The sequence below is a fragment of the uncultured Bradyrhizobium sp. genome (assembly GCF_964252615.1).
Lineage (GTDB): Bacteria > Pseudomonadota > Alphaproteobacteria > Rhizobiales > Xanthobacteraceae > Bradyrhizobium.
The window spans coordinates 20,665-41,311 of the sequence record NZ_CAXUNQ010000017.1; the positions used below are offsets into that span (position 1 = coordinate 20,665).

At 61.2% G+C, this 20,647-nt stretch carries 21 protein-coding genes, 2 tRNA genes and 1 pseudogene; 12 read left to right on the forward strand and 12 right to left on the reverse strand.

Going from position 1 to position 20,647, the window contains the following annotated elements; all coding sequences use genetic code 11:
* Positions 1 to 2: 2 nt before the first annotated feature.
* From ACFE72_RS11435 to ACFE72_RS11450, 4 genes are all read right to left on the reverse strand, one after another.
* Positions 3 to 647, reverse strand: a complete 645-nt coding sequence (locus ACFE72_RS11435; protein WP_375413209.1) for a response regulator — start codon at positions 645 to 647, stop codon at positions 3 to 5.
* A 172-nt stretch (positions 648 to 819) separates the two neighbouring features.
* Positions 820 to 1,950 carry a hypothetical protein gene (locus ACFE72_RS11440; protein WP_375413210.1) on the reverse strand — a complete coding sequence of 377 codons (1,131 nt, stop codon included), beginning with the start codon at positions 1,948 to 1,950 and terminating at the stop codon, positions 820 to 822.
* Positions 1,951 to 2,204: 254 nt separating this feature from the next.
* The gene (locus tag ACFE72_RS11445) at positions 2,205 to 2,552 is read right to left on the reverse strand and encodes a GrlR family regulatory protein (RefSeq protein WP_375413211.1); all 348 of its coding nucleotides are present in this window, start codon (positions 2,550 to 2,552) and stop codon (positions 2,205 to 2,207) included.
* Positions 2,553 to 2,786: 234 nt separating this feature from the next.
* A complete protein-coding gene (locus tag ACFE72_RS11450; protein WP_375413212.1) occupies positions 2,787 to 3,170 on the reverse strand; it encodes a VOC family protein in 384 nt (127 codons plus the stop codon).
* Between the two features lie 217 nt (positions 3,171 to 3,387).
* On the opposite strand from ACFE72_RS11450, the gene ACFE72_RS11455 reads away from it, so the two are divergent.
* The gene (locus tag ACFE72_RS11455; RefSeq protein ID WP_375413213.1) at positions 3,388 to 4,473 is read left to right on the forward strand and encodes a hypothetical protein; all 1,086 of its coding nucleotides are present in this window, start codon (positions 3,388 to 3,390) and stop codon (positions 4,471 to 4,473) included.
* A gap of 207 nt (positions 4,474 to 4,680) precedes the next feature.
* Positions 4,681 to 5,061, forward strand: coding sequence for a hypothetical protein (locus ACFE72_RS11460; RefSeq protein ID WP_375413214.1), 381 nt, complete (start codon positions 4,681 to 4,683; stop codon positions 5,059 to 5,061).
* Positions 5,062 to 5,262: 201 nt separating this feature from the next.
* Here ACFE72_RS11460 and ACFE72_RS11465 read toward each other — a convergent pair.
* Positions 5,263 to 5,339 (reverse strand) — tRNA-Arg (locus tag ACFE72_RS11465).
* A gap of 183 nt (positions 5,340 to 5,522) precedes the next feature.
* Here ACFE72_RS11465 and ACFE72_RS11470 point away from each other — a divergent pair.
* Positions 5,523 to 5,792, forward strand: a complete 270-nt coding sequence (locus ACFE72_RS11470; RefSeq protein WP_375413215.1) for a hypothetical protein — start codon at positions 5,523 to 5,525, stop codon at positions 5,790 to 5,792.
* Between the two features lie 230 nt (positions 5,793 to 6,022).
* Positions 6,023 to 6,469 (forward strand): hypothetical protein, encoded by a 447-nt coding sequence (locus ACFE72_RS11475; RefSeq protein ID WP_375413216.1) that lies wholly within the window; start codon positions 6,023 to 6,025, stop codon positions 6,467 to 6,469.
* A gap of 376 nt (positions 6,470 to 6,845) precedes the next feature.
* On the opposite strand, the gene ACFE72_RS11480 is transcribed toward ACFE72_RS11475, so the two are convergent.
* Positions 6,846 to 7,754: a PhzF family phenazine biosynthesis protein gene (locus tag ACFE72_RS11480; protein WP_375413217.1), complete on the reverse strand. Its 909-nt coding sequence runs from the start codon at positions 7,752 to 7,754 to the stop codon at positions 6,846 to 6,848.
* Positions 7,755 to 7,876: 122 nt separating this feature from the next.
* Here ACFE72_RS11480 and ACFE72_RS11485 point away from each other — a divergent pair, with 122 nt between their 5' ends.
* Entirely contained in the window at positions 7,877 to 8,755 is an 879-nt protein-coding gene (locus ACFE72_RS11485; RefSeq protein ID WP_375413218.1) for a DMT family transporter, read from the forward strand.
* Positions 8,756 to 8,813: 58 nt separating this feature from the next.
* Here ACFE72_RS11485 and ACFE72_RS11490 read toward each other — a convergent pair whose 3' ends face one another.
* Both ACFE72_RS11490 and ACFE72_RS11495 read right to left on the reverse strand, forming a co-directional pair.
* Positions 8,814 to 9,077, reverse strand: coding sequence for a histone (locus ACFE72_RS11490; RefSeq protein WP_375413219.1), 264 nt, complete (start codon positions 9,075 to 9,077; stop codon positions 8,814 to 8,816).
* Positions 9,078 to 9,114: 37 nt separating this feature from the next.
* A pseudogene (locus ACFE72_RS11495) lies at positions 9,115 to 10,558 on the reverse strand (cryptochrome/photolyase family protein).
* Positions 10,559 to 10,672: 114 nt separating this feature from the next.
* Between ACFE72_RS11495 and ACFE72_RS11500 the strand changes: the two are divergent.
* Entirely contained in the window at positions 10,673 to 11,074 is a 402-nt protein-coding gene (locus tag ACFE72_RS11500) for a DUF2177 family protein (RefSeq protein ID WP_375413220.1), read from the forward strand.
* A 107-nt stretch (positions 11,075 to 11,181) separates the two neighbouring features.
* Here the strand turns inward: ACFE72_RS11500 and ACFE72_RS11505 are convergent, their stop codons facing one another.
* Positions 11,182 to 11,841 (reverse strand): peroxiredoxin, encoded by a 660-nt coding sequence (locus ACFE72_RS11505; protein WP_375413221.1) that lies wholly within the window; start codon positions 11,839 to 11,841, stop codon positions 11,182 to 11,184.
* Positions 11,842 to 12,229: 388 nt separating this feature from the next.
* Between ACFE72_RS11505 and ACFE72_RS11510 the strand changes: the two genes are divergently transcribed.
* Positions 12,230 to 12,790, forward strand: a complete 561-nt coding sequence (locus tag ACFE72_RS11510; protein WP_375413267.1) for a hypothetical protein — start codon at positions 12,230 to 12,232, stop codon at positions 12,788 to 12,790.
* Positions 12,791 to 12,913: 123 nt separating this feature from the next.
* Here the strand turns inward: ACFE72_RS11510 and ACFE72_RS11515 are convergent, their stop codons facing one another.
* Complete coding sequence (locus ACFE72_RS11515) at positions 12,914 to 14,746, reverse strand: alkaline phosphatase family protein (protein ID WP_375413222.1); 1,833 nt, start codon at positions 14,744 to 14,746, stop codon at positions 12,914 to 12,916.
* A gap of 146 nt (positions 14,747 to 14,892) precedes the next feature.
* On the opposite strand from ACFE72_RS11515, the gene ACFE72_RS11520 reads away from it, so the two are divergent.
* Genes ACFE72_RS11520 through ACFE72_RS11530 form a run of 3 tightly spaced genes read left to right on the forward strand, consistent with a single transcriptional unit; the run spans position 14,893 to position 18,082 of the window.
* Positions 14,893 to 16,908, forward strand: coding sequence for an acetyl-CoA carboxylase biotin carboxylase subunit (locus tag ACFE72_RS11520; RefSeq protein ID WP_375413223.1), 2,016 nt, complete (start codon positions 14,893 to 14,895; stop codon positions 16,906 to 16,908).
* A 7-nt stretch (positions 16,909 to 16,915) separates the two neighbouring features.
* Positions 16,916 to 17,782, forward strand: a complete 867-nt coding sequence (locus ACFE72_RS11525; protein WP_375413224.1) for an oxaloacetate decarboxylase — start codon at positions 16,916 to 16,918, stop codon at positions 17,780 to 17,782.
* Entirely contained in the window at positions 17,783 to 18,082 is a 300-nt protein-coding gene (locus ACFE72_RS11530; RefSeq protein ID WP_375413225.1) for an acylphosphatase, read from the forward strand.
* Here ACFE72_RS11530 and lipB read toward each other — a convergent pair.
* Complete coding sequence (lipB, locus tag ACFE72_RS11535; RefSeq protein ID WP_375413226.1) at positions 18,079 to 18,771, reverse strand: lipoyl(octanoyl) transferase LipB; 693 nt, start codon at positions 18,769 to 18,771, stop codon at positions 18,079 to 18,081. The two genes, ACFE72_RS11530 and lipB, sit on opposite strands and share 4 nt — an antisense overlap.
* A 68-nt stretch (positions 18,772 to 18,839) precedes the next feature.
* Between lipB and ACFE72_RS11540 the strand changes: the two genes are divergently transcribed.
* A complete protein-coding gene (locus tag ACFE72_RS11540; protein WP_375413227.1) occupies positions 18,840 to 19,082 on the forward strand; it encodes a FliM/FliN family flagellar motor switch protein in 243 nt (80 codons plus the stop codon).
* Positions 19,083 to 19,189: 107 nt separating this feature from the next.
* Positions 19,190 to 19,274 (forward strand) — tRNA-Leu (locus ACFE72_RS11545).
* A 62-nt stretch (positions 19,275 to 19,336) separates the two neighbouring features.
* On the opposite strand, the gene ACFE72_RS11550 is transcribed toward ACFE72_RS11545, so the two are convergent.
* On the reverse strand, positions 19,337 to 20,596 hold the full coding sequence (locus ACFE72_RS11550) for a polysaccharide deacetylase family protein (protein ID WP_375413228.1): 1,260 nt from the start codon (positions 20,594 to 20,596) through the stop codon (positions 19,337 to 19,339).
* Between the last annotated feature and the right edge of the window lie 51 nt (positions 20,597 to 20,647).

Below are 20,647 nucleotides of genomic sequence, written 5' to 3' on the forward strand. Positions count from 1 at the left end.
CGTCAGACGCTCGCGAGCCAGCCCTGCGCCGAAGCATAGCGCACGATTTCGGCGCGGCCCTTGATGCTGAGCTTGTCGGCCGCCCGCGTCTTGTAGGTTTCGATCGAGCTTAGACTGAGATCGAGCTGACCCGCGATTTCCTTGGCAGTGAGGCCGGCGGCGACCAGCTTCAGCACTTCGCTCTCCCGCGGGGTCAGGGAAGATGAAAGTTTGCCGGCCGGCTTGGAATGCGACGGCGGAAACACATGTGCCGCCATCGCCGGATCGACATAGAGCCCGCCGACCAGGACACCGCGAATGGCATTGACGAGGCACTGCGCCGCCGATTTCTTCAACACATATCCTCGCGCTCCGGCGTCCAGGGCCTGGCTGAGATGAGCGCGGTCTTCGTATTGGGTAAGGACGATCACGCGCACCGACGGACAATCGGCGGAGAGTTGACGGGCAAGCAGGATGCCGTTCATGTGGGGAAGGGCGATATCGATAACGGCGATGTCCGGCATCGAGTCGCAAATGAGCTGCAACGCCTCGGGGCCTGATGCCGCTTCTCCGATAATCTGAAGGTCAGCCTCAGCCCGTATCAACATGCTCAAGCCGGCAAGCACAATCGGATGATCGTCGGCAACTGCGACGCGAATGATCTTCATGCAATACACTTGACCGAAAACATCAGACCGGGTCAATCTATCATTCGAACCAAACGAAATCGACATTCTAAATCGAATTGTCGAAATACTGGATAACAATCACTTAACATGTTCAGCGCAAAAACGACGGGGCCATGCCCCGTCGCCTTTGTTTGCGCCGTCGTGTTGATCATCAGCGAAAGAGCTGGAGCACCGACTGGCCCGCTTGCGACGCTAACGTCAAGGCGGTCGTCGACAGCGATTGACGGGTTTGCAGCGCGAGCAGGTTGGCGCCTTCCTCGCTGGTATCCGCCGCCGTCAGGCTGTCGGAAGCGGCGTTCAAGGCGCTGATCAGCGACTTGGTAAAATCCTGCCGCGTCGCCACAATGTCCGCATTGGAAGCAAACACGCTGACTTGCGACCGCAGCGTATTGAGGCTGTTGGCCAGGCTGGTCAAGGCGTCGTTGATGTCCTTGTCGGTCTGAAAGGTACCGACCGAGGCGGCGATACCGAGGCCTGCGGATGTATCCGTCACGCCGGCAACGCCCAGCGAACTGGTCGATTTCTCGTTGAAGGTCACTCTCAGGCTGCCGCCAGTGAGCAGGTTGGTGCCGTTGAAATTAGCGTCTGCCGCCAGTTGGTCGATCTGGGAGCGAATGGAATCGAACTGCGCAGCGAATGCCGACCGTGTCGCGTTCAAAGTGCCGGCAGCCGTCACGCCGGCAGTCAAGCCGAACTGCGCCAGTTCGGCCGCCGATGCCGTCCCGCCAATGGTAATCGTATTGGTGTTATTTGCCTCTAGTTGCAGTTTGCCGTCTGCGGTCAGCGAGGCCCTCATCTTGAGGCCGGCGGTGTTGTTGACGCCGTCGAGCACCTGCTGGGCAGTCAATGCACCCGCCGATGTGATGGTCGCGGTTGTGGAACCGTCCGACACGGTGAAAGTCTTGGTGGCGGCTACGGCGAACGAACTTGCGCCGGTCAGGCCCGAGACGCTGCCCGTGGTTCTCGCCGTCGTTCCAGTGCTCGACAACGCGTTACGGGCGGTCGATTGCGTACTCGTGATGAGACTGATGAGGGATGAGATGCTGTCGTTGGTGGACTTCAAGACCTTGCTTGCAGCGACAATGCCATCGAAAACATTGCTGAGGTCGGCGGCGCGATTGCTGAACGCGGATGCCGCAAAGAACGCGATTGGATTGTCGTTTGCGGAGTTGACCTTCTTGCCGGTGGCAAGGCGGTTTTGCGTGGTCGAGAGCAGAGCGTTGGTCTGCTGAAGAGAATACAGATTAGACCGGACAGAGTCCGAAAGCAGGATCGTAGGCATAGTAATCACCCCAAGGTTTACTTGATTCCCCAATAATACTCGTATCGAGCGAGGGATGATTTGCACTCAAAAACGAACAAGGTTGGAATCAACGTCGTTAATGCCGCCGCATTGGGCTACAGTGTACTTCAGACCTGCTTTGATCGATAATATTGCAGTAGCGTGTCGTAAAATTCACGACGGGTTCTACTTGCTTTCACGACAGTGAGATCGCAAATAACCTTGCTTAAGCGGCGGCAGGTGCTGCGATAGTGCTACTCGCTGTCGGCAAGTTTACGCAACGTCGCCCCGAAAATCTGGCTGGCTTTTCCGACCAGGGCCGTTCCGTTCATGACGGCGCCGGTGTCGGTGAACGTGCCGGAGACGCCGATTCCCACCGGCGTCGGTCCGCCGAACAACGGATTTGCATCGGGGCTGCTGGTGTGCCGCTGCACCAGCACCTCGCCCTTGAAACTGTCGCCCTTCACTAAATAGGTGCCGGTGTAAAACAGATACGCGTCGCCGCCGAGAATTTGGCCGTCCCGAAAAAGAATCACGCCGCTGCCCTTGCCCGAACGTCCGTCGAGCAAACTGACGTGGATCGAATACAGCCCGTTCTTCATCGTATTCCCAACGCGACCGTCCCGGGTCGCGGAGCGCCATCGCCATTGTGCCAATCCGGCGGCGCAGCGTCAACGCGACTGCTTGGCTATAGCTGTCGTCCTTGAGGCCGGCAGTTCGGTCCAAGCGCCCGGAAATATGACCAGCGAACGAGCAGACCGCCGCCGCGATCTGAGCCAGGATAATTTCGGCCGCTGAAATCCAGCCATTCACGTGCGGACTGTCCGTCGTTCCGTCTACGCATACTTCTTGTCGCGCTCCAGCAGCTCGATCGAGATGCCCTGCGGGCCTCGGATGAAGCAGATGCGCACGCCGGGGCGGATGGTCACAGGCTCCCTGGTGAATGCGACGCCCTTGGCTTTGATTTCGGCCGCGACCGCGTCGATATCCTTTACCGTCAGCCCGATATGATCGAGCCCCTGATAGGGCGTCACCGGCGGCGCGTTGACGCCATCGCCTGCCGTCACCGGCGCGATGAACACCTTCGCGCCGCCGAGCATCACGTCGATACGGTCGGGGCCGCGCACGATCTCGCCGCCGAGAATATCCTTGAGCCACGCCGCCGTCGCCTCCGGGTCGGGGCTGCGCAGGTGAACGTGATCCCATGTGACGATCGGCATGTTGCTCTCCCATTTTTACGGCATTGTCGGCGTCGGTGCCGCCTGCAATCACTTTAACGGCGGCATTGTTCAGTATAGCTCCGCTTTTGCAAAGCGCTCCTTGCTCGACCAGAGTTGCCCGCCCAACGTCCCGCATGCCATACCTGATCTACGATGATGGGTCATTGTCCGGATGGGCACGGTTTTGCGCGCGTTTCAAGAACATCCCTGGCGATGGATGATAGCCCTTAATGCCGCGGTAATGCTCGGCGTTCTGCTCCACAAGATAACGCTTCCTCCCTTTGTTCCATACATCCATCTGCTGGTGGATTATCATTTCGGTTTCACCAAGCGCGCGTTGATCGGCGCAACGGTGTCGGTTTTCGCACCAAAGGTGCCGGTCTGGCTGGTGTTTGCGCTTGGCGCCGCGATCTGGCTGGTTACGCTCGGTCTTTTCGTTGTGCTGTTTCGGCGTACCTTCAGCCTTGGCGAGAGGCAGATGCCGCTATTCGTGTTCATGGTCGGCTCGCCGTTTTTTTTCAAGAATTTCATGCATACGCTCGGGCACTTCGACATTTATGGCTGTGCATTCGCAATCGTGCTGCTCCTGATTCCCGCGCGCTCGATTCTGTTCGTCGCTGCGGCCGCCGCGGCATCGCTGATCCTGATCCTGATCCACCAGATTCATTTTCTGATGTATGTGCCGACCATCGCGGCTCTCGTGGTGCTGCGCTATTATCTTGTCCGCAGCGTGAGCCGGCCGGATGTGATCGCGGGAATTGCTGCGGTCGCTGCCGTCGGCGTGCTGTTTCTTGTCGTGCAAGTTCACGGATCAATGACCGTTCCGGAAGACCAGTTCATCTCCCATCTGCGCGAGCGGATGGCCGATCCGTCCCAGACCAGGCTGCTGACGTTCGGCTATATCTGGTATCAGGGCCTCGGCCGGGAAATTCGCGATACCTGGACGCGCATGCCCTCGAATCTGCTCGGCGTGCCGGTCTTTGCGCTGCTGATCTGGCTCCACGCTCCGCTGCAGCGCTATTTCGCGGCACTGATCCGGTCGCTGTCGGACGATATGCATCGGCGTGCCGCCGTCGCCGCGATCATCGCGGTAAGCGTGGGATATCTCGTCATCTTCGCGGTCGTGTTCGACTACTCGCGATGGATTTCAAATTGGGCGGTCTGCATGTTCCTGCTCCTGCATGCGGTGAAGACGCTGCCGGCCGCACTGGTAGAGCCGGTGGCAGCCTACGGCCGGCGCAACACCGTGTTCGGCTGGATCGTGACGCTGATTCCGCGGGTAGGGATCGTGCGGCCGTTCTAGGCCCCGGTCGGACGGAATAGCGTTAAAGCGTATTCCGCCTTACAAGCTGATTTCGGCGTGTCGCCTTCAGGAAGCCGGCGCGAAGTTTTGAAGCGAAGCCAAACGCTTTATTAGCGATGTCCGTAAAGGTAAACGCGCGTCTTTCGTTGACGACGGCAATAGCAGTCCTATTCATTCGAAGCAGATCGTAATTTGAAGGGCATCGAAATGACAACGTCACGCGCATTCGCAGCACTGCTGGCTTCGGCGGTCACCGTTATAGCGCTCCCGACCATCGCCTCCGCCGGATGTTACGGCTGCTATACACCGCCGCCTTGTGCCACGTGTTATCAGCGCCAGGTCGCTCCGCCCCAGTACCGTGCGGTTCAGGAAACGGTGATGGTAGCGCCGGGCGGCGTGGTCGCCCATCGCACGCCCGCGCAATATCGCATCGTCATGGTGCCGCAGACCGTCATGGTCGCTCCGGAAGGCGTGCAGTACCAGCAGATTCCGGCTCAGTATGCCACCCGCCAGCGCGTCGAAATGGTGGCACCCGCGCGCGAATATTATGTCGCCGCGCCGCCGCGCTGCGGGACGTGCGGATACTGAGGGGGCTATTCATCGGCCGCAGATTAGCGGGGCGCCGTAGACGCAACGTATTGCGCCGCCACTCGCATGAACCGGCGGACTACGCTCCGCTGTTCCGCTACGGCTCTGCAATGACTCTGCCGGTTCAGCTCCAAAAGGGCGTAAGAGCGCACGGCATTGCGATCGCTCCCGCATGATCTGGTGAAATGGACCGCTCACGCATGGCGCGCTCGGAGAGATTCGAACTCCCGACCCTCGGATTCGAAGTCCGATGCTCTATCCAGCTGAGCTACGAGCGCGTGTCGTGCGCACCTTAGCCGGGCGGCATCCGAAAGCCAGCCCCGGGCGACGCGTTTTTCCCAAGCTTTCAACGCGCTGAATCGCTTCGATTTGCGCCGGACATCTGCCGCAACCGGGCAGCCGGCGGAACCAGCCGCCTGCCAGCTTGTTGAAGTCATAATCAAACAGCCTGGGAGGAAACCATGATCCGACTCGCGATTGCGATGCTGCTACTGGTGTCGCCGGCATTGGCGCAGGGCATCGCTGCTCCCGACGCGCTTCGCGAGTGCCCCCCGATCGGGCAGACCGCAAAGGGCGAGATGGTCTATTCGCTCGATTGCAAAGCTCTCAAGGCGGAGAACAAGGACATCAATTACAAGCCGGATATGCCAGCGACCAATCTGCCGGAGACGGTGATTCCCAAATCGGGCGCTACCCAGACGCCCGAAACGACGCCGACCAAGGCCAAGTAGCGAAGGATTCACAGCCCGGCGGGTCCCAAGCGCCGGCTCCCAAGCGCCGGCTCTCAGGCCCGGTGTGGTCATTTAATGCATCTTTTCAGTAGTTTGATTACCTTTTTTTTAATTTCGCTCTCCCTTGGGATGCTTAACGAAATTCGAACACAGTACCGCCAGAGTCTTGCCGTTGGTGGCTGCTGCCTGCCAGCATCCCGGCAGATCGAACCCGGCTGTTCATCGGACCCATGCGCATCACGCCTCTTGCTCTGCTGTTGCCTGCTCTGCTCGCCGTGACGCCGGCGCGTGCCGATCTTCACATCACGCGCGACCACGGCGGCTATGTCACCGAATACAAAGCGAAATATGAACGCATCCGCGATCGTAAGGAGCGCGTCATCATCGACGGCATCTGCAATTCCGCCTGCACCATGGTGTTCGGCATTGTGCCGCTGAACAAGGTGTGCGTGACGCCGCGCGCCAGCCTCGGTTTCCATCAGGCCTATTACGACAAGGCATTCACCTTCGGCATCAAGGTCACGAGCTATGAGGGCACCTCGGATCTGATGGCCTATTATCCGCAGCCGGTGAAGGACTGGATCAGCCGCAACGGCGGGCTGACCACGACCATGAAGAAGATCAAGAACGGCGCGGATCTCTGGAAGATCGTCGATCCCTGTCCGGAAGAGTTCTAGGCAGCTAACACCGTGTCCCAGGCCCGATGCAATGTCGGCATGCGTGGGCTTGAACAGGCATCCATCCCTCTTCGAAGAGTCGTTCGAAGAACGTGGGTTTGCGAGGTAGGCCCGGCAACGACGCGTCAGCGCAACACCCCTAATAATCGCTCACGCACTTGTGAATGATCCTATTGGCTTCTTGAGCGGGACAGATCGAGAACTGGCCGCAGCGACAATCCAAAGGCCGATGCCGCGCCTGCGGCCATGCGTCGCAAGCATCGACTCGGGGCCGACAGGTTCAGCGGGACCATCTCCCATCGGCAGGGATACCGAGCTGCCATCCAACTTGCTGCATGACTCGTCGACATACCCATTGCTGGTCATGGTCCTCCCATCATGCCAAATCGATCGAGCCTTGCATCACCGGCACGCAGCGGCCGCCGATGAAGGTCGCGGCGACGACGCCGCGGCGTTTTTCCGCTCTGGCCTGCAGCAAACTCGCGCGGCCCATCTCGACGCCCTGCGCGATCGCCTTGGAAAGCGTAAGGTCCGTCTCCGGCCGCAACTGTGCGAGCAGTCCGACCAGCGCGACATTGGCGCTTCCGGTCGCGGGGTCTTCGGGAATGCCGTGCTGCGGCGCGAACATCCGCGCCCGGATATCGATGCCGTCCTCATCGACCTGCGTATAGACCAGGATGCTCGTTACCGGGTATTGTGAAACTTCCCCTCGAAAAATATGGTCGCGCGGGCTTGCCGCGGCGAGCGCCGCGCGGGTTTTCAGTTCTGCAAGAATGAAAGCCGCCCCGCAGGAGGCAATGCAGGGACAATGGTTTTCGGTTTCGATGTCATCGACCGCAACCCCGCAGGCCGATGCCACGAGTTCAAGCGAAATTTCCTGGCCGACCGTGAGGGGTTGCGGCGAGGCAAGACGTGCTCCGACGATCGTCGCGCCGTCCCGCAACAGCGTAATCGGAACCAGGCCGGCTTTTTCCTCGAAGATGACTTGATCGGCCGCGACGGCGCGGCCATATGCGGTGCCGGCGCGCGCCTGCACAAAGGCAGTGCCGACATTGGGATGTCCGGCGAACGGCATTTCGCCCCGCGGGGTGAATATCCGCACCTCGGCGGTATGCGTGCCGTCTTTCGGCGGCAGCACGAACGTGGTTTCCGCCAGATTGAATTCGGCAGCAATGGACTGCATCCGCTGCGTCGACAGTCCGTCAGCATTCAACACCACCGCGAGCGGATTGCCGCTGAACTGGTCGGCAGTGAATACATCTACGGTTTGAAACTGCAGGCGCATCGAATTCCTAAAACCTCACGGCGGCGACTGGCCCGGGGTACGGCGTCATGTGATTTCGAGCGAGTGCCCCCGCGCAATCTGTCATTGCGGCATAGCATACGATCGGGCACACGGGTCGGCAAATGAATCGTGACTTTGAAGCCATTGCCGCGCGCGCGGCGCCGGCGATTTTCGTTGTGCTCTGGAGCACGGGCTTTATCGGCACCAAATATGTGCTGCACAACGCCGAACCGCTGACCTATCTCGCGATCCGGATGGTGCTGGTGGTGGCATTGATGATGATCATCGCAGGCATCGCGCGTCCGCAGTGGCCGGATCGCATCGGCATTGCGCATAGCGTGGCCGCAGGCATTCTGGTGCACGGCTTTTATCTCGGCGGTACCGCGATTGCAATCGCCCATTCGATTCCCGCAGGCCTTTCCGCGCTGATCCCGGGATTGCAGCCGATCCTGACCTCGACATTGGCGAACCGCTGGCTCGGCGAACGGGTCACGCCGCTGCAATGGGCCGGGCTGTTGCTCGGGCTCGCCGGCGTCGTGCTGATCTTGCATGATCGTCCGATGAGCGGCGAAGCGGGGTGGGGATGGTTCGCATCCGGCGTGTCGCTGGTCAGCATCACATCGGGGACCTTGTACCAGCGGCGTTATTGCGGTCGGATCGACTGGCGCGCCGGCAACCTCGTGCAATACATCGCGGTGGCGATATTGTTCGGCGTCGGCGCGTGGCTGTTCGAGAACAATGTGGTGCACTGGACCGCCGAGTTCATTCTCGCATTGATCTGGCTCGCCGTGGTGCTGTCGCTCGGATCGATCGGGCTATTGTACTGGCTGATCCGGCGATCGGCGGCGACGTCGGTTGCGAGCCTGTTCTATCTCGTTCCCGCAGTGACTGCGGTGATGGCCTATGTGCTGTTCGGCGAACGGCTCGATGCGATAGCGGTTGCAGGGATGATCGCCTGCGCCGCAGCGGTATTCCTCGTCAACAAAAGCGCGCGCGTCTGAAAAGCGCAGCTTTGGGCGAAAGCCTCCGGAGTTGGTCCGGAGGCTTTGCGTGCAGCGGTCAGCGCTTCGCTTTCTTTTTCTTCTTGGGGGCTTTCTTCGTAGCCTTCTTCGATTTTTTCGCTTGCGATTTCTTGGCGGTCTTCTTCGCCTTCTTCGGCGTCACTTTCTTCGCATATTTTTTGACGGCCTTTTTGGCCTTCCTGGCCACCGTCTTCGCGGCCGAGGTAGTCGCGCTGGCGGCACTGTTCACCGCGTCGGTCGCTGTTTGCACCATCGATTTATCGTCGTCCATGTCATCCCCCAGGGGTTGCCGAAGCCGCAACGATAGCCGATTCGCATTATTGAAACACATGCTGCGGTTAGCTCGTCGCCCTGACCCTGGCGTAGGCCGCCAGCGCTCGCTCACGTCCCTTCCTGTGGTCGATGATTGGCGCCGGATAGGTCGCGCCGAGGGTAATACCGGCCTCGGCAAGCTCGCGGGCTGTGGCGGTCCACGGCTGATGAATCAATGGCGCAGGCAGCTGCGCCAGTTCGGGTACCCAGCGTCGGACATAGGCGCCGTCCGGGTCGAACTTCTCACCCTGCAGAATTGGATTGAACACCCGGAAATAGGGGGCGGCATCGGCACCGGAGCCCGCCACCCATTGCCAGTTGGCGGGATTGCTGGCGGCGTCGGCATCGACCAGGGTGTCCCAAAACCATTTCTCGCCGTCGCGCCAGTCGATCAGGAGGTGCTTGACCAGGAATGACGCCGCCACCATGCGCACCCGATTGTGCATCACACCCGTGTGCCAAAGCTCGCGCATGCCGGCATCGACAATGGGATAGCCAGTCCGGCCGCGCTGCCAGGCCTGCAACGCGATCGCATCAGGGTTCCACGGGAATCCGTCGAACGAGGGCTGCAGGTTGCGTTCGGCAAGGTCAGGAATATCGAACAGCAGATGGCGGCAGAACTCGCGCCAGCCCAACTCGCTGAGGAACTTGTCGATGTCGCCCGCAAGCCGCGGACGCTCGGCGGCGGCATATCGCGTGGCGTGCCAGACCTGACGGGGGCTGATCTCGCCGAACCGCAGATGCGGAGAAAGCCTTGAGGTGTCCTCGCGGTCGAGGCGGTCGCGGTTCGTGGAATAGCCAATTACGCTTTCGTTGAGGAATTGCCGCCTGTGCGGAAACCTCTCCGGGCGTCCACCTGTTGCGCAATCCGCCGGCCCAGTCCGGATGCGCTGGTTCGAGGTTCCAGTCGTCAAGCACGTCGCCGATATTCCCCGCTGGAGGACTTAGCGCCTTCGGCGCCGGCAGCGGCTTCGGTGGATCGCCAAACCTCTGCACGCGTTTCCAGAACGGCGTGAACACGCGCAAGCCCCGGCCGTCCTTGTTGCGGATATTGGCAGGCGCCACCAGCAGGTCGCCGGGAAACGTTTTTGCGGCGACGCCGAGGTCCTGTAGCGCGGCGGCGACCCGATCGGCGATGGCCTGATGGGGCGCTTGCGCGATCTCGTTCCAGAAAACGGCGCCGGCTCCGGCATCCCGAGCCAGATCCGCGATGATCTTCGCCGCCGATCCGCGGCGCAGCAACAATGGCGAGCCGATCGCCGCCAGATCTTTCTGCATGGCGCGCAACGATTGCGCCAGCCACCAGCGCGAAGCCCCGCCCAACGGACGCACATTGGGAGGTCGCTCGTCGAATACATAGAGACAAATTACCGGCGCGCCGGTGTCGGAGGCGGCATTGAGCGCGGGATGGTCGGAGAGCCGCAGATCGTCACGAAACCAGACAATGCAGGGGCGGGCGGTGCGTGCCATCAGGCGATTTCAACTCGAAATGATCTGTCAGATCGGTGCTGGCTGAACGAGCCCGTATTGCAACTTTACATGATCTCGCCCGTAATAAAGAAGGAATTGGCTCTGGAGGGCCGAATGAAGCGATATGCGGTTCTTTATCTGGCAACCCTGATTGTCATCGTCCCGATCGACTTTCTATTTCTTGGCACCGTTGCCAAGAGCTTTTTCGCCTCGCAGGTCGGCGACATGCTCGGCGACATCAGGCTTGCGCCGGCGATCCTGTTCTATCTGTTCTACGTGGCGGGAATCCTGATCTTCGTCAGCGCGTCGCCCGATGCGAGGTGGCAGTCGACGCTCCTGTACGGCGCTTTATTCGGATTTTTCTGCTATGCGACCTTCGAGTTGACGTCGCTGTCGCTGCTCCGGCACTGGACCTGGGCGGTCGTCGTGGTCGATGTGGCCTGGGGAACGTTCGTAACCGCGGTATCGTCAACCCTTGGACTGCTCATCGCCAACTGGATCGTGCCAAAGATTTGAACCGCAGAATCTGGGGCAAAGCCCGTCGCGTCCACTACGACACGGCATGGTAGAAATGGCGGGCGCGGCGCTATCGCGCAGTTGCCCACCTGATGAAACTTCGCGCGTTACTTCGGCTGCGGCACGATCCGGATATAGGGCTTGGGCGACTTCCAGCCCTGCGGGTAAATCGTCTTGGCCTCGTCGTCGGTTACCGAACCCGCGATAATGACGTCTTCGCCCTGTTTCCAGTCGGCCGGGGTCGCCACTCGATGCTTGGCGGTCATCTGCAACGAATCGATCACGCGCAAAATTTCCTGGAAATTGCGCCCCGTCGTCATCGGATAAACCAGCACCAATTTTACCTTTTTATCCGGTCCGATAATGAAGACGTTGCGCACGGTGGCATTATCGGCGGCGGTGCGGGTGTTAGCGTCGCCCGAGGTGCTTGCCGGAAGCATGTCGTACAGCTTCGAGACATTCAGGTCGGTATCGCCGATCATTGGGAAATTCGGCGCCGCGCCCTGCGTCTCCTTGATGTCATCTGACCATTTGGCGTGCTTGTCGACCGGGTCGACGCTGAGCCCGATCAGCTTGACGCCACGCTTGTCGAATTCGCCCTTCAGTTTTGCCAGTGCGCCGAGTTCCGTGGTGCAGACCGGGGTGAAATCCTTCGGATGCGAGAACAAGAGCGCCCAGCTATTGCCGATCCAGTCATGGAACTTGATCTTGCCGTCGGTGGTTTCGGCCTCGAAATCCGGAGCCACAGCGCCAATCTGAAGAGCCATATTCGACCTCATGTCCTTCAAGTTACAATTAAATTCTTATTTGAGTATAGCGGGCAGGGGGCGAAAGCGAAATGGCCCGCGCAAAAGGACAATATCCTTCTCTTAACGAGGTTGCCTCTGAAATCTTCTTTTGCTACGCCCCGCCGCGACGAAAAAACCACAATGGCATCAAAAGGATTGCTGCCTCGATATTGCCGCTTGCGTGCCGCAACCCTGCCGGACGAGGTTGCGACGTCTGCGAACCGCGATCGAAGTTATCGCGACCAATCGGCAACCATTTAAAAAAGACGCCTGTGCGGTGTCGATCGATTAACCACCCGTTTACGCCCGCGTGGAAATGCTGGGATGAAGAAGAAAACAGAGAAGAGCACCGATGTCTGCCCCTGGAATGTCTGCCGAACCGAACGCCGCCATCACCTCGAAGATTTCCTGCCGCAAAACCGCGGCGCAAGCGCTCACTATCGTCCGCGACGGCGTGATCACCGGTGAGGGACCGACTACCACGGGCCGTATCCATTTTTCCCGCGCGCTGGATGCTGCCGACGCCGCCTGGTGCGCGAGAATTCTCACCGCGACCGCCGTCGAGCATCAGCCGGTCAGCCGCGCCGAAGCCGAAGCCCTGTTCGAGATCAACGACGCCGCCGCCGAGCGCAGCGATGACGGACTGTTCGACGATCTGTTCGCCAAAGCGGTCGTTCATCACGCGGCCTCTGCCTCGGGCTTGCCGGTGCCCTCGCGCACCGTCGCCCTGTCGCCGGACACCGCGATCGAAAGCTGGGCGCCCACCAAGGCGGTCGGCGTGGATACCGAAGTGCTGGAATGGATCGCCAGCCAGATGCGCGGCCGGCGTCGCGGCAACCACACCTTGATGCGGCTGGTTGCAACCATTATCGGCGCCGCCACGCTGCCGCTGGCGCAAATCCCGACCGTGTTCGATATCGGGATATAAGCCGGCCGATCGTCATGCCGGCGCCTGTCGCGGGCATCCAGGCCATTCTTCCTTTGTTGATAGCAAGACGTGGATGGCCGGGACGAGCCCGGCCAAGACGACAAACTATTTCTCCACCGTTTTTTATTTGCCGCCTTCGACATCGAGGCCGAGCGTCCGGCCCGGGAAGCCCGCCACGTCGAAATAGCGCTGGGTCTCAACGCGCTGGAATTTCAGCACCGTCTTCAGCCCGTTTGCCGACGCGCGCGAGCTGACGCTGCCGCTAAAGCTGCGCGGCGTCGCGCCATTCGGCATCGCCTCGGTGATCACCCGGCCGATCAGATTGCCGTTCGGTTTCGGATTGAGGCCTAAAAGCCGCGCGGTGGTAGCGCCGACATCGGCGTTGCTGACCGGCAGGTCGCTAATATAGCCGGCCTTGAAGTCGGGTCCGATCGCCGCCATGAAATTCATGGTGTCGCCGCGGCTGAAACTGCCGTGCATGCCCTGGCCCTGCCGCAGCACGGTGTCGGCCACCTCGACGGAACAATTGGTCGGCTCCTCGCAACCGCTCGACCAGGAGCGGAAGTTGACGACGATGGCCGGGTGCGGCGTCACGGCCTTGCCGCGCAGGCCGAGCTGCGAGATCGGCAGCGCGCCTGGAAAGCGCCCGAGATCGTCCTCCACGAACAGCCCGCTGACATAATCCTGCTCCAGCAGCGCCTTGACGATGCGGCCCGCCAGCTTGCGATCGTTATTCGGCAGATAGATCAGGTCGGATCCGCCATTGGTTGCGACCACCACGTCCGGCTTCGCGGGATCCTTGCCCAGTAACCCATTGCCCGCTTTGGGATGGGTGTTATCGGCGACGGCCGCGTTCTTGTCGTTAGGATCGAACAGCGGCAGCTTCAACGCCTTGGCAAGATCGATCGCAAGAAAGCCCAGCGGCAGAAGACCGCTCGGCGTGTCTTCATAGGTTATTTTTGCCGACAGACTGCTCTTGCTCTCCTTTGAGATCGTCGAGAAACCGTGATCGGATGAGATCATGATATTGGTGGATGCCGTGAGGCCGAGTTCGTCGAGCGACTTGCGCAGCTGCGCCAGGTTATCGTCGGCATTTTTGATGCCGGCCATCGAGGTAGGACCATTGATGCCCGGCGTGACCGTATTGAGGCTGTCACCGGTGTTGTGCTGGCTGCCGTCGGGGTCGCGCGACCAGAACACCAGTACAAATGGCTTGTTTCGTGCCTTGAACATCGGCAGCACGACCTTGGTGGCGACGTCGGCCATGTAAGCCTGTTGCGCAATGTTGGCGGATGTGGTGCCCGGCGTCTTGGCATCGCCGGCCTTGCCATTTTCGCCGCGCGGTGTCGTTACGAGTGGAAGGCCGGCTTGGGTCAGGGCGGCCTGCATTTCCTGTGACAGCGGCATGCCGTTCTTGCCGCCGGTAGCATCGTCGATCACGATGGAATGCAAACCATCGGCGCCGATCTTGTCGGTATGGTCGAAGATCAGGGTGGGACCGACCTTACCGATCGCCGCAGTGCTGTAGCCTTGCTCCCGCGCCATTCTCAGCACGGTTTGCTCATTCAGGTAATCACCGCCGAAATGCTCGTCGATATCGAGCAGAACCGGGTCGACTTCGAGAAACGGTGTGACAGTGCCGTTGGCATGGGCGACGGGATAGCCGGTATAGATCGTGTTGCTGAAATCGCCGGTATCGCCGAGATAGTGGCCGGTGGCCATCGCGGAGGCGTTGGCGGTAGTGAAGGTTGGAAACAGCGAATGCGAATTCCTGAAATTTACGCCCTTGTCGCGTACTTCCGCCATCGCCGGCGCCGTCTGCGGCGTGACAATCCGCCCGCGCAGCCCGTCCGGCACGAACAGGATGAGATTGCGCGGTGTACTATTCTGGCTGAAAGCCGCAGCACCAGTCAGTACCGTCAGTCCGGCCGAAAGCAGCACGATTTTCAAGTGCATTAAAATCTCCCCTCAAATGCCAGTTCCAGCATAAGACAGCCGTTGCCTCTCTTTAGTTTTTCTCTACGACGGAATTGTTACATGCATCCCGGCGTGTCAGATTGCGGGCTGGACCCTCCACCGCAAGGTTGCAAGTAAACAAGCACATGTTCAAACGAATTCTGATCGCCAACCGTGGCGAGATCGCCTGCCGGGTTATCAAGACTGCCCGCCGCATGGGAATCGAAACCGTCGCCGTCTATTCCGAGGCCGACCGCGACGCGCTTCATGTTGAAATGGCCGATGACGCCGTCCCGATCGGACCGCCACCGGCCGCGGAAAGTTATCTGCTGATCGAAAAGATCATCGAAGCCTGCCGCAAGACCGGCGCCGAGGCGGTGCACCCAGGTTACGGGTTCCTGTCGGAGCGCGAGGCCTTTCCTCGCGCGCTTGGCAAGGCCGGCGTCGTCTTCATTGGCCCCAACGCCGGCGCCATCGCCGCCATGGGCGACAAGATCGAATCCAAGAAGGCTGCGGCGAAAGCCGATGTTTCCACGGTGCCGGGTCATCTCGGCGTTATCGAGGATGAAAAGCACGCGGTGAGAATCGCCGACGAGATCGGCTATCCGGTAATGATCAAGGCCTCCGCCGGCGGCGGCGGCAAGGGCATGCGCATCGCCCATTCGACCGCGGAAGTGGCCGAGGGATTCAGTCTGGCGAAGGCCGAAGCCAAATCCTCCTTCGGCGACGATCGCGTGTTCATCGAAAAATTCATCGTCGATCCCCGTCACATCGAAATCCAGGTGCTCGGCGACAAGCATGGCAACGTGATCTATCTCGGCGAACGCGAATGTTCGATCCAGCGCCGCAATCAGAAAGTGATCGAGGAGGCGCCGTCGCCGTTATTGGACGAAACCACACGGCGCAAGATGGGCGAACAGGCGGTGGCGCTGGCGAAGGCGGTAAACTACGATTCGGCCGGCACCGTGGAGTTCGTCGCCGGTCAGGACAAGAGTTTTTACTTTCTGGAGATGAACACGCGGTTGCAGGTCGAGCACCCGGTCACCGAGCTGATTACCGGCATCGATCTGGTCGAGCAGATGATCCGAGTCGCGGCAGGTGAAAAACTCGCGCTCGCGCAGAAGGACGTGGCCCTCATCGGCTGGGCGGTCGAGTCGCGGGTTTATGCCGAAGATCCGTTCCGCAACTTCCTGCCCTCGATCGGTCGCCTGGTAAAGTACCGGCCTCCTGTCGAGAGCAGCATCGACGGCATTACCGTGCGTAACGATACCGGTGTGCAGGAAGGTGGCGAAATCTCGATCCATTACGACCCCATGATCGCCAAGCTCGTCACCCACGCGCCGTCGCGCGCCGCCGCCATCGAGGCACAGGCCACCGCGCTGGACTCGTTCTATATCGATGGCATTCGTCATAACATTCCCTTCCTTGCGGCGCTGATGGATCATCCGCGCTGGCGCGGCGGCAATCTTTCCACCGGCTTCATCGCTGAGGAATTTCCGAAAGGTTTTGCGGCGCGCGAGCCGGCAGGCGAGATCGCACGCCGGCTCGCCGCGATCGCAGCCGCAATCGATCACGTGCTCGGCGAACGCAAGCGGCAGATTTCCGGGCAGATGATCGGACGACCGGTGCAGCGCGAACGGCGCCGCGCGGTATGGCTGGAACGCAACGAAATTTCACTGGAGGTCGCGCGCGAAGGCGAGGGTATTGCGATTCACTTCATAGCTCCCGACGGCGCCTTGGGCGCGCCGCATCATCTGGTCTCGGCATGGAAACCCGGCGATCCGGTGTGGCAGGGCACACTCGACGGCCATAGGGTTGCCATGCAGGTGCGGCCGATCCCCAACGGCATGCGTCTTGCGCATCGGGGTTTTGAGGTTGCGGTCAATGTTTTCACCGAAAGCGAGGCCGCTGCGGCGCGGCTCATGCCGGTCGGTGCCAAAGCCGATACGGGCAAGAAACTGCTGTGCCCGATGCCGGGCCTGGTGGTGTCAATCGCGGTCAGCGAAGGCCAGGAGGTCAAGAACGGCGAAACGCTGGCCGTGGTCGAGGCCATGAAGATGCAGAACGTGCTCCGCGCCGAGCGCGACGGCACGGTCAAGAAAATTCATGCCACGGCCGGCGCGACACTGGCGGTGGACGCGCCAATCCTCGAATTCGCGTGAGATTGCAATGCCTTTCCGCAAACGCCGTGAGAGCTTGCGCGCCATCCTTACAGGACCAGCCTGTATCCGTCCGGCTTCGGTTTATGACGCGATTTCCATCCGTATTGCCGAGGATATCGGTTTCGAGATCGGTATGTTCGGCGGATCGGTGGCGTCGTTGGCGGTGCTCGGCGATCCCGACATTACGCTGATCACGCTCACCGAGCTCGCCGAGCAGATGCGCAGGATGTCGCGCGCCGGGTCGCTGCCGGTGCTGGTCGATGCCGATCACGGCTATGGCAACGCGCTGAACGTTCGACGCACCGTCCAGGAACTGGAGACGGCCGGCGCCGCCGGTCTGACTATCGAGGACACGTTGCTGCCGCAGGGTTTTGGCCAGGCAAAGACGCAACTGGTCTCGCTGGAGGAGGGCGTCGGCAAGATGAAGGCCGCGCTCGACGCACGTAGCGATCCGTCTCTGGTGATCATCGGCCGCACCGGGGCCGCATCGGTGACATCGCTGGACGACGCCACCGCACGTGCTAGGGCTTATCAGGCCGCCGGCGTCGATGCGCTGTTCTTCACCGGTGTGAAGACGCGCGCGGAGCTCGAAACCATAGCCGCTGCAACGACGCTGCCCATCGTGCTGGGCGGCCCGACCGAGCAGATGACCGATTGGGATTTCCTTTGCAGCCTGAGGGTGCGCATTGCGGTGCAGGGCCATGCACCGATCGCGGCGGCGACGCAGGCGGTGTTCGAGACGCTCCAAGCCGTTCGCAAGGGTGCTACGCCGAAAGCGTTGAAAAGCGTCGCGTCGTCCGAACTCATGGGCCGCGTCGGCCGCAATACGACGGTAATACAGCGCTCCGCTGATTTTCTCGGGCTGAGGCGGTAGATGGCCGGCGTTGTCCGTCATGTCCTGATCCGGGGCATCGTTCAGGGCGTCGGCTTTCGCTACTGGACCAGGCGCACCGCGACCGCGCGGGGGCTTGAGGGGTGGGTGCGCAACCGCCGGGACGGCAGCGTCGAGGCTTTGTTCGCCGGCCCCGAACAGGCAGTGATCGACATGATCGCGCTATGCCGCCGCGGGCCTGACGCGGCGCGGGTTGATTCCGTTGCCGAAGGAACCGGGACTGCGGATGCGCTGGACTTGCGCCGGAGAGGTGAGCGTTTTTCCGAACTCGGGACGGTCTAGCCGAACACCTCCCTGAAGGCCTGCCGGAGCGCCACATCGACATCCGCCATAGTCAGGAACTGGCCGAGATCGGCCAGGCTCGTGACGCCGTAGCGGGGATCGGCAACGCCGCACGGCACGATCGCCTGGAAGTGGCTGAGATCAGGCTCCACATTGATCGAGATACCGTGGAACGATACCCAGCGCCGCAGGCGCACCCCGATGGCGGCGATCTTGTCCTCATGGTCTTGGCCTTTGTCGGGCCGCGCGACCCAAACACCGACGCGGTCCTCACGCCGCTCGCCCCGCACGTTGAAGGCAGCGAGCGCCAGGATGATCCACTGCTCCAGACCGGCCACATATGCCCGCACGTCGGGCCGCCGCCGCTTCAGGTCAAGCATCACATAGGCGACCCGCTGACCAGGGCCATGATAGGTCAGTTGTCCGCCGCGGCCGGTCAAGAACAGGGGAAAATGGGCGTCGAGCAGATCGGCGTCCTTGCCGCTGGTGCCGGAGGTGTAAAGCGGGGGGTGTTCCAGCAGCCACACAAGTTCCGCAGCTTTGCCGTCGGCGATGGCCCCGGCCCGCGCTTCCATCGCGGCCACCGCCTCCAGATAGGGCACCGGTGTACGGGAAACCTGCCATTCGACCGCGCCCCCGCCAGGCAGGGCAAACGCCCTCAAATCGAGGCTTTGACGGTCGTTAATCATTGGCTAACCATAACGTGGTGTTCTGGAACCCGGCAATTGCGTTCGGATTGCAGTGTGGTGGTTCAGAAGTGCCAACGCTAGATAAAGTCTCGGTCGATCTCATGGTGGTTCTCGGGACTACCTCGATGCCCATTCATCAGGTTTTGCGGCTCAGCCGCGGCGCCATCATCGAACTGGACGCCACCGAGCAGGACGAGGTCAGGGTGCTGGCCAACAACCTGCCCATCGCCAGCGGCGTGGTACTCGTCGACCGCAACCGGATCGCGGTGGAAGTCAAGCAGATGCTACCCCGGACCCCGGGCCACCGCTAATCCGCACAGCTGTCGGCTGGGCCTTGTCCCCCCATCCCTGATTTGTTACATCGGCGCCGTCGATCCGGCCGGGGCGCGAGCCCTGCGCCGATCCAAGGTCGATCTTTGCGCTCGTGGCGGAATTGGTAGACGCGCTGCCTTGAGGTGGCAGTGAGTAACATCGTGGGGGTTCGAGTCCCTCCGAGCGCACCAGGCATCACTGAACAGTGATTCCATGCGAAGGCGAGCATGGTGCTGCCCAGGCAGTGTCTGCCTCAGCGCGCCGTCACCGGCACGCGCTTGAATCGCGGTTCGGCAATAGGCAAGCTTCCAGGGATCATGCGCCTGGATGAGCCGGCATCAACCGAAATAAGCTTTGCAATCGAATCCGGTTCGTTTCTGGCCGGAGCGGCAGACCGCTCAGCATGACGGGCTGACGGGACGACTACGTGCTGCATGGTCAAACCGGGCTTTTTCTGAAGCTCAAACACGTTTTTGGCCGGCACCGGCAAGGTGATCGTCGCGCTGGCGGCCTGCGGTGAGGAAACCGGCGGCCACGGAGCTTGCGGCGGCATGGGAACGGCGCCGGGCGCAAGCCGTTTTGGGCGATCGAAAGATCCCGGCAGCGCCACCAGCCGGCCATCGCGCCAGTCGGAATCCGATACCGCGGGAGCAGGAAGCATCTCCGTTACGGCAAACGCGAAATTGGGAATTTTTGGCCAGTGCGAAATCGCCACGGTTTCCGATACCGGATGTAGCTGCCACTGCAGCGGCTCGGTCGGCGTCTTCGGCCGCTCCGGCGCCGCCGGCAGCACATGGACGATGCGGTAACCCCGGGCTTTCAGATCATGTAGGATTAGCGGCAATGCGGCCACGGTCCGGGCCTGGATATCGTGCAGCAGCAGGATGCCTTTGCCCTTGGCTTCGAGCCGCTTCATCGCGAGGTCGTACACCCGGGAGGAGGGAATGTGCCGCCAGTCGTCAGCCGGAAAATCAGCGCTCCAGGTCTGAATGCCTTTTGAGGCGAGATAATCCTCGACGGCCTCCGCGCGCAACAGGCCGGGAATGCGAAAGAACGGCGCCAGTCCGCCGCCGTCGCCGAGCGCGGCTGTGGTCGCAGCGATGCCGTCGTCGATTTCCTGGCGGGCGTGCTCGATCGGCATCCGGTTCATGCTCAGCGGATGATTCTGGCTGTGGGTGCCGATGCTGTGGCCTGCGTCGCGAAGCCGGCGGACGCCCTGGGGAAAATCCCGCGCCATGCGGCCGATGATGAAGAATGTTGCGTGGACGCATTGCGACGCAAGGATATCCAGAACCTGATTGCTGTGCGGCGGCAGCGGACCGTCGTCGAATGTCAGCACCACCTCGTGGTCCTGCAGCGGCAGGGTTTCGTCGTATTGCATGGTGCCGATTCGAGTATGCTCGCGCGGATCCACGACCAAGGTCCGCGACGTCCCCAGCGCGGCGGGATTGCCCGGGCAATCGGCCGCGGTGGCGGTGCTGGAGGCCAGCAAACCCAGGGCAAGCAAGGCCATTTGCCGTACCCGGTTTCTCAACGCCTTACCCATTCCAGAACACCATCACGC

Excerpts from the sequence above, each read along its gene's own strand:
- lipB (WP_375413226.1), bottom strand. The coding sequence starts at position 18,771 with ATGATTAACGACCGTCAAAGCCTCGATTTGAGGGCGTTTGCCCTGCCT.
- ACFE72_RS11455 (WP_375413213.1), top strand. The coding sequence starts at position 3,388 with ATGATAGCCCTTAATGCCGCGGTAATGCTCGGCGTTCTGCTCCACAAG.
- ACFE72_RS11515 (WP_375413222.1), bottom strand. The coding sequence starts at position 14,746 with ATGCACTTGAAAATCGTGCTGCTTTCGGCCGGACTGACGGTACTGACT.
- ACFE72_RS11480 (WP_375413217.1), bottom strand. The coding sequence starts at position 7,754 with ATGCGCCTGCAGTTTCAAACCGTAGATGTATTCACTGCCGACCAGTTC.
- ACFE72_RS11530 (WP_375413225.1), top strand. The coding sequence starts at position 17,783 with ATGGCCGGCGTTGTCCGTCATGTCCTGATCCGGGGCATCGTTCAGGGC.
- ACFE72_RS11505 (WP_375413221.1), bottom strand. The coding sequence starts at position 11,841 with ATGGCTCTTCAGATTGGCGCTGTGGCTCCGGATTTCGAGGCCGAAACC.
- ACFE72_RS11475 (WP_375413216.1), top strand. The coding sequence starts at position 6,023 with ATGCGCATCACGCCTCTTGCTCTGCTGTTGCCTGCTCTGCTCGCCGTG.
- ACFE72_RS11470 (WP_375413215.1), top strand. The coding sequence starts at position 5,523 with ATGATCCGACTCGCGATTGCGATGCTGCTACTGGTGTCGCCGGCATTG.
- ACFE72_RS11460 (WP_375413214.1), top strand. The coding sequence starts at position 4,681 with ATGACAACGTCACGCGCATTCGCAGCACTGCTGGCTTCGGCGGTCACC.
- ACFE72_RS11510 (WP_375413267.1), top strand. The coding sequence starts at position 12,230 with ATGTCTGCCGAACCGAACGCCGCCATCACCTCGAAGATTTCCTGCCGC.
- ACFE72_RS11550 (WP_375413228.1), bottom strand. The coding sequence starts at position 20,596 with ATGGCCTTGCTTGCCCTGGGTTTGCTGGCCTCCAGCACCGCCACCGCG.
- ACFE72_RS11520 (WP_375413223.1), top strand. The coding sequence starts at position 14,893 with ATGTTCAAACGAATTCTGATCGCCAACCGTGGCGAGATCGCCTGCCGG.
- ACFE72_RS11450 (WP_375413212.1), bottom strand. The coding sequence starts at position 3,170 with ATGCCGATCGTCACATGGGATCACGTTCACCTGCGCAGCCCCGACCCG.
- ACFE72_RS11440 (WP_375413210.1), bottom strand. The coding sequence starts at position 1,950 with ATGCCTACGATCCTGCTTTCGGACTCTGTCCGGTCTAATCTGTATTCT.
- ACFE72_RS11485 (WP_375413218.1), top strand. The coding sequence starts at position 7,877 with ATGAATCGTGACTTTGAAGCCATTGCCGCGCGCGCGGCGCCGGCGATT.
- ACFE72_RS11500 (WP_375413220.1), top strand. The coding sequence starts at position 10,673 with ATGAAGCGATATGCGGTTCTTTATCTGGCAACCCTGATTGTCATCGTC.
- ACFE72_RS11445 (WP_375413211.1), bottom strand. The coding sequence starts at position 2,552 with ATGAAGAACGGGCTGTATTCGATCCACGTCAGTTTGCTCGACGGACGT.
- ACFE72_RS11435 (WP_375413209.1), bottom strand. The coding sequence starts at position 647 with ATGAAGATCATTCGCGTCGCAGTTGCCGACGATCATCCGATTGTGCTT.
- ACFE72_RS11525 (WP_375413224.1), top strand. The coding sequence starts at position 16,916 with ATGCCTTTCCGCAAACGCCGTGAGAGCTTGCGCGCCATCCTTACAGGA.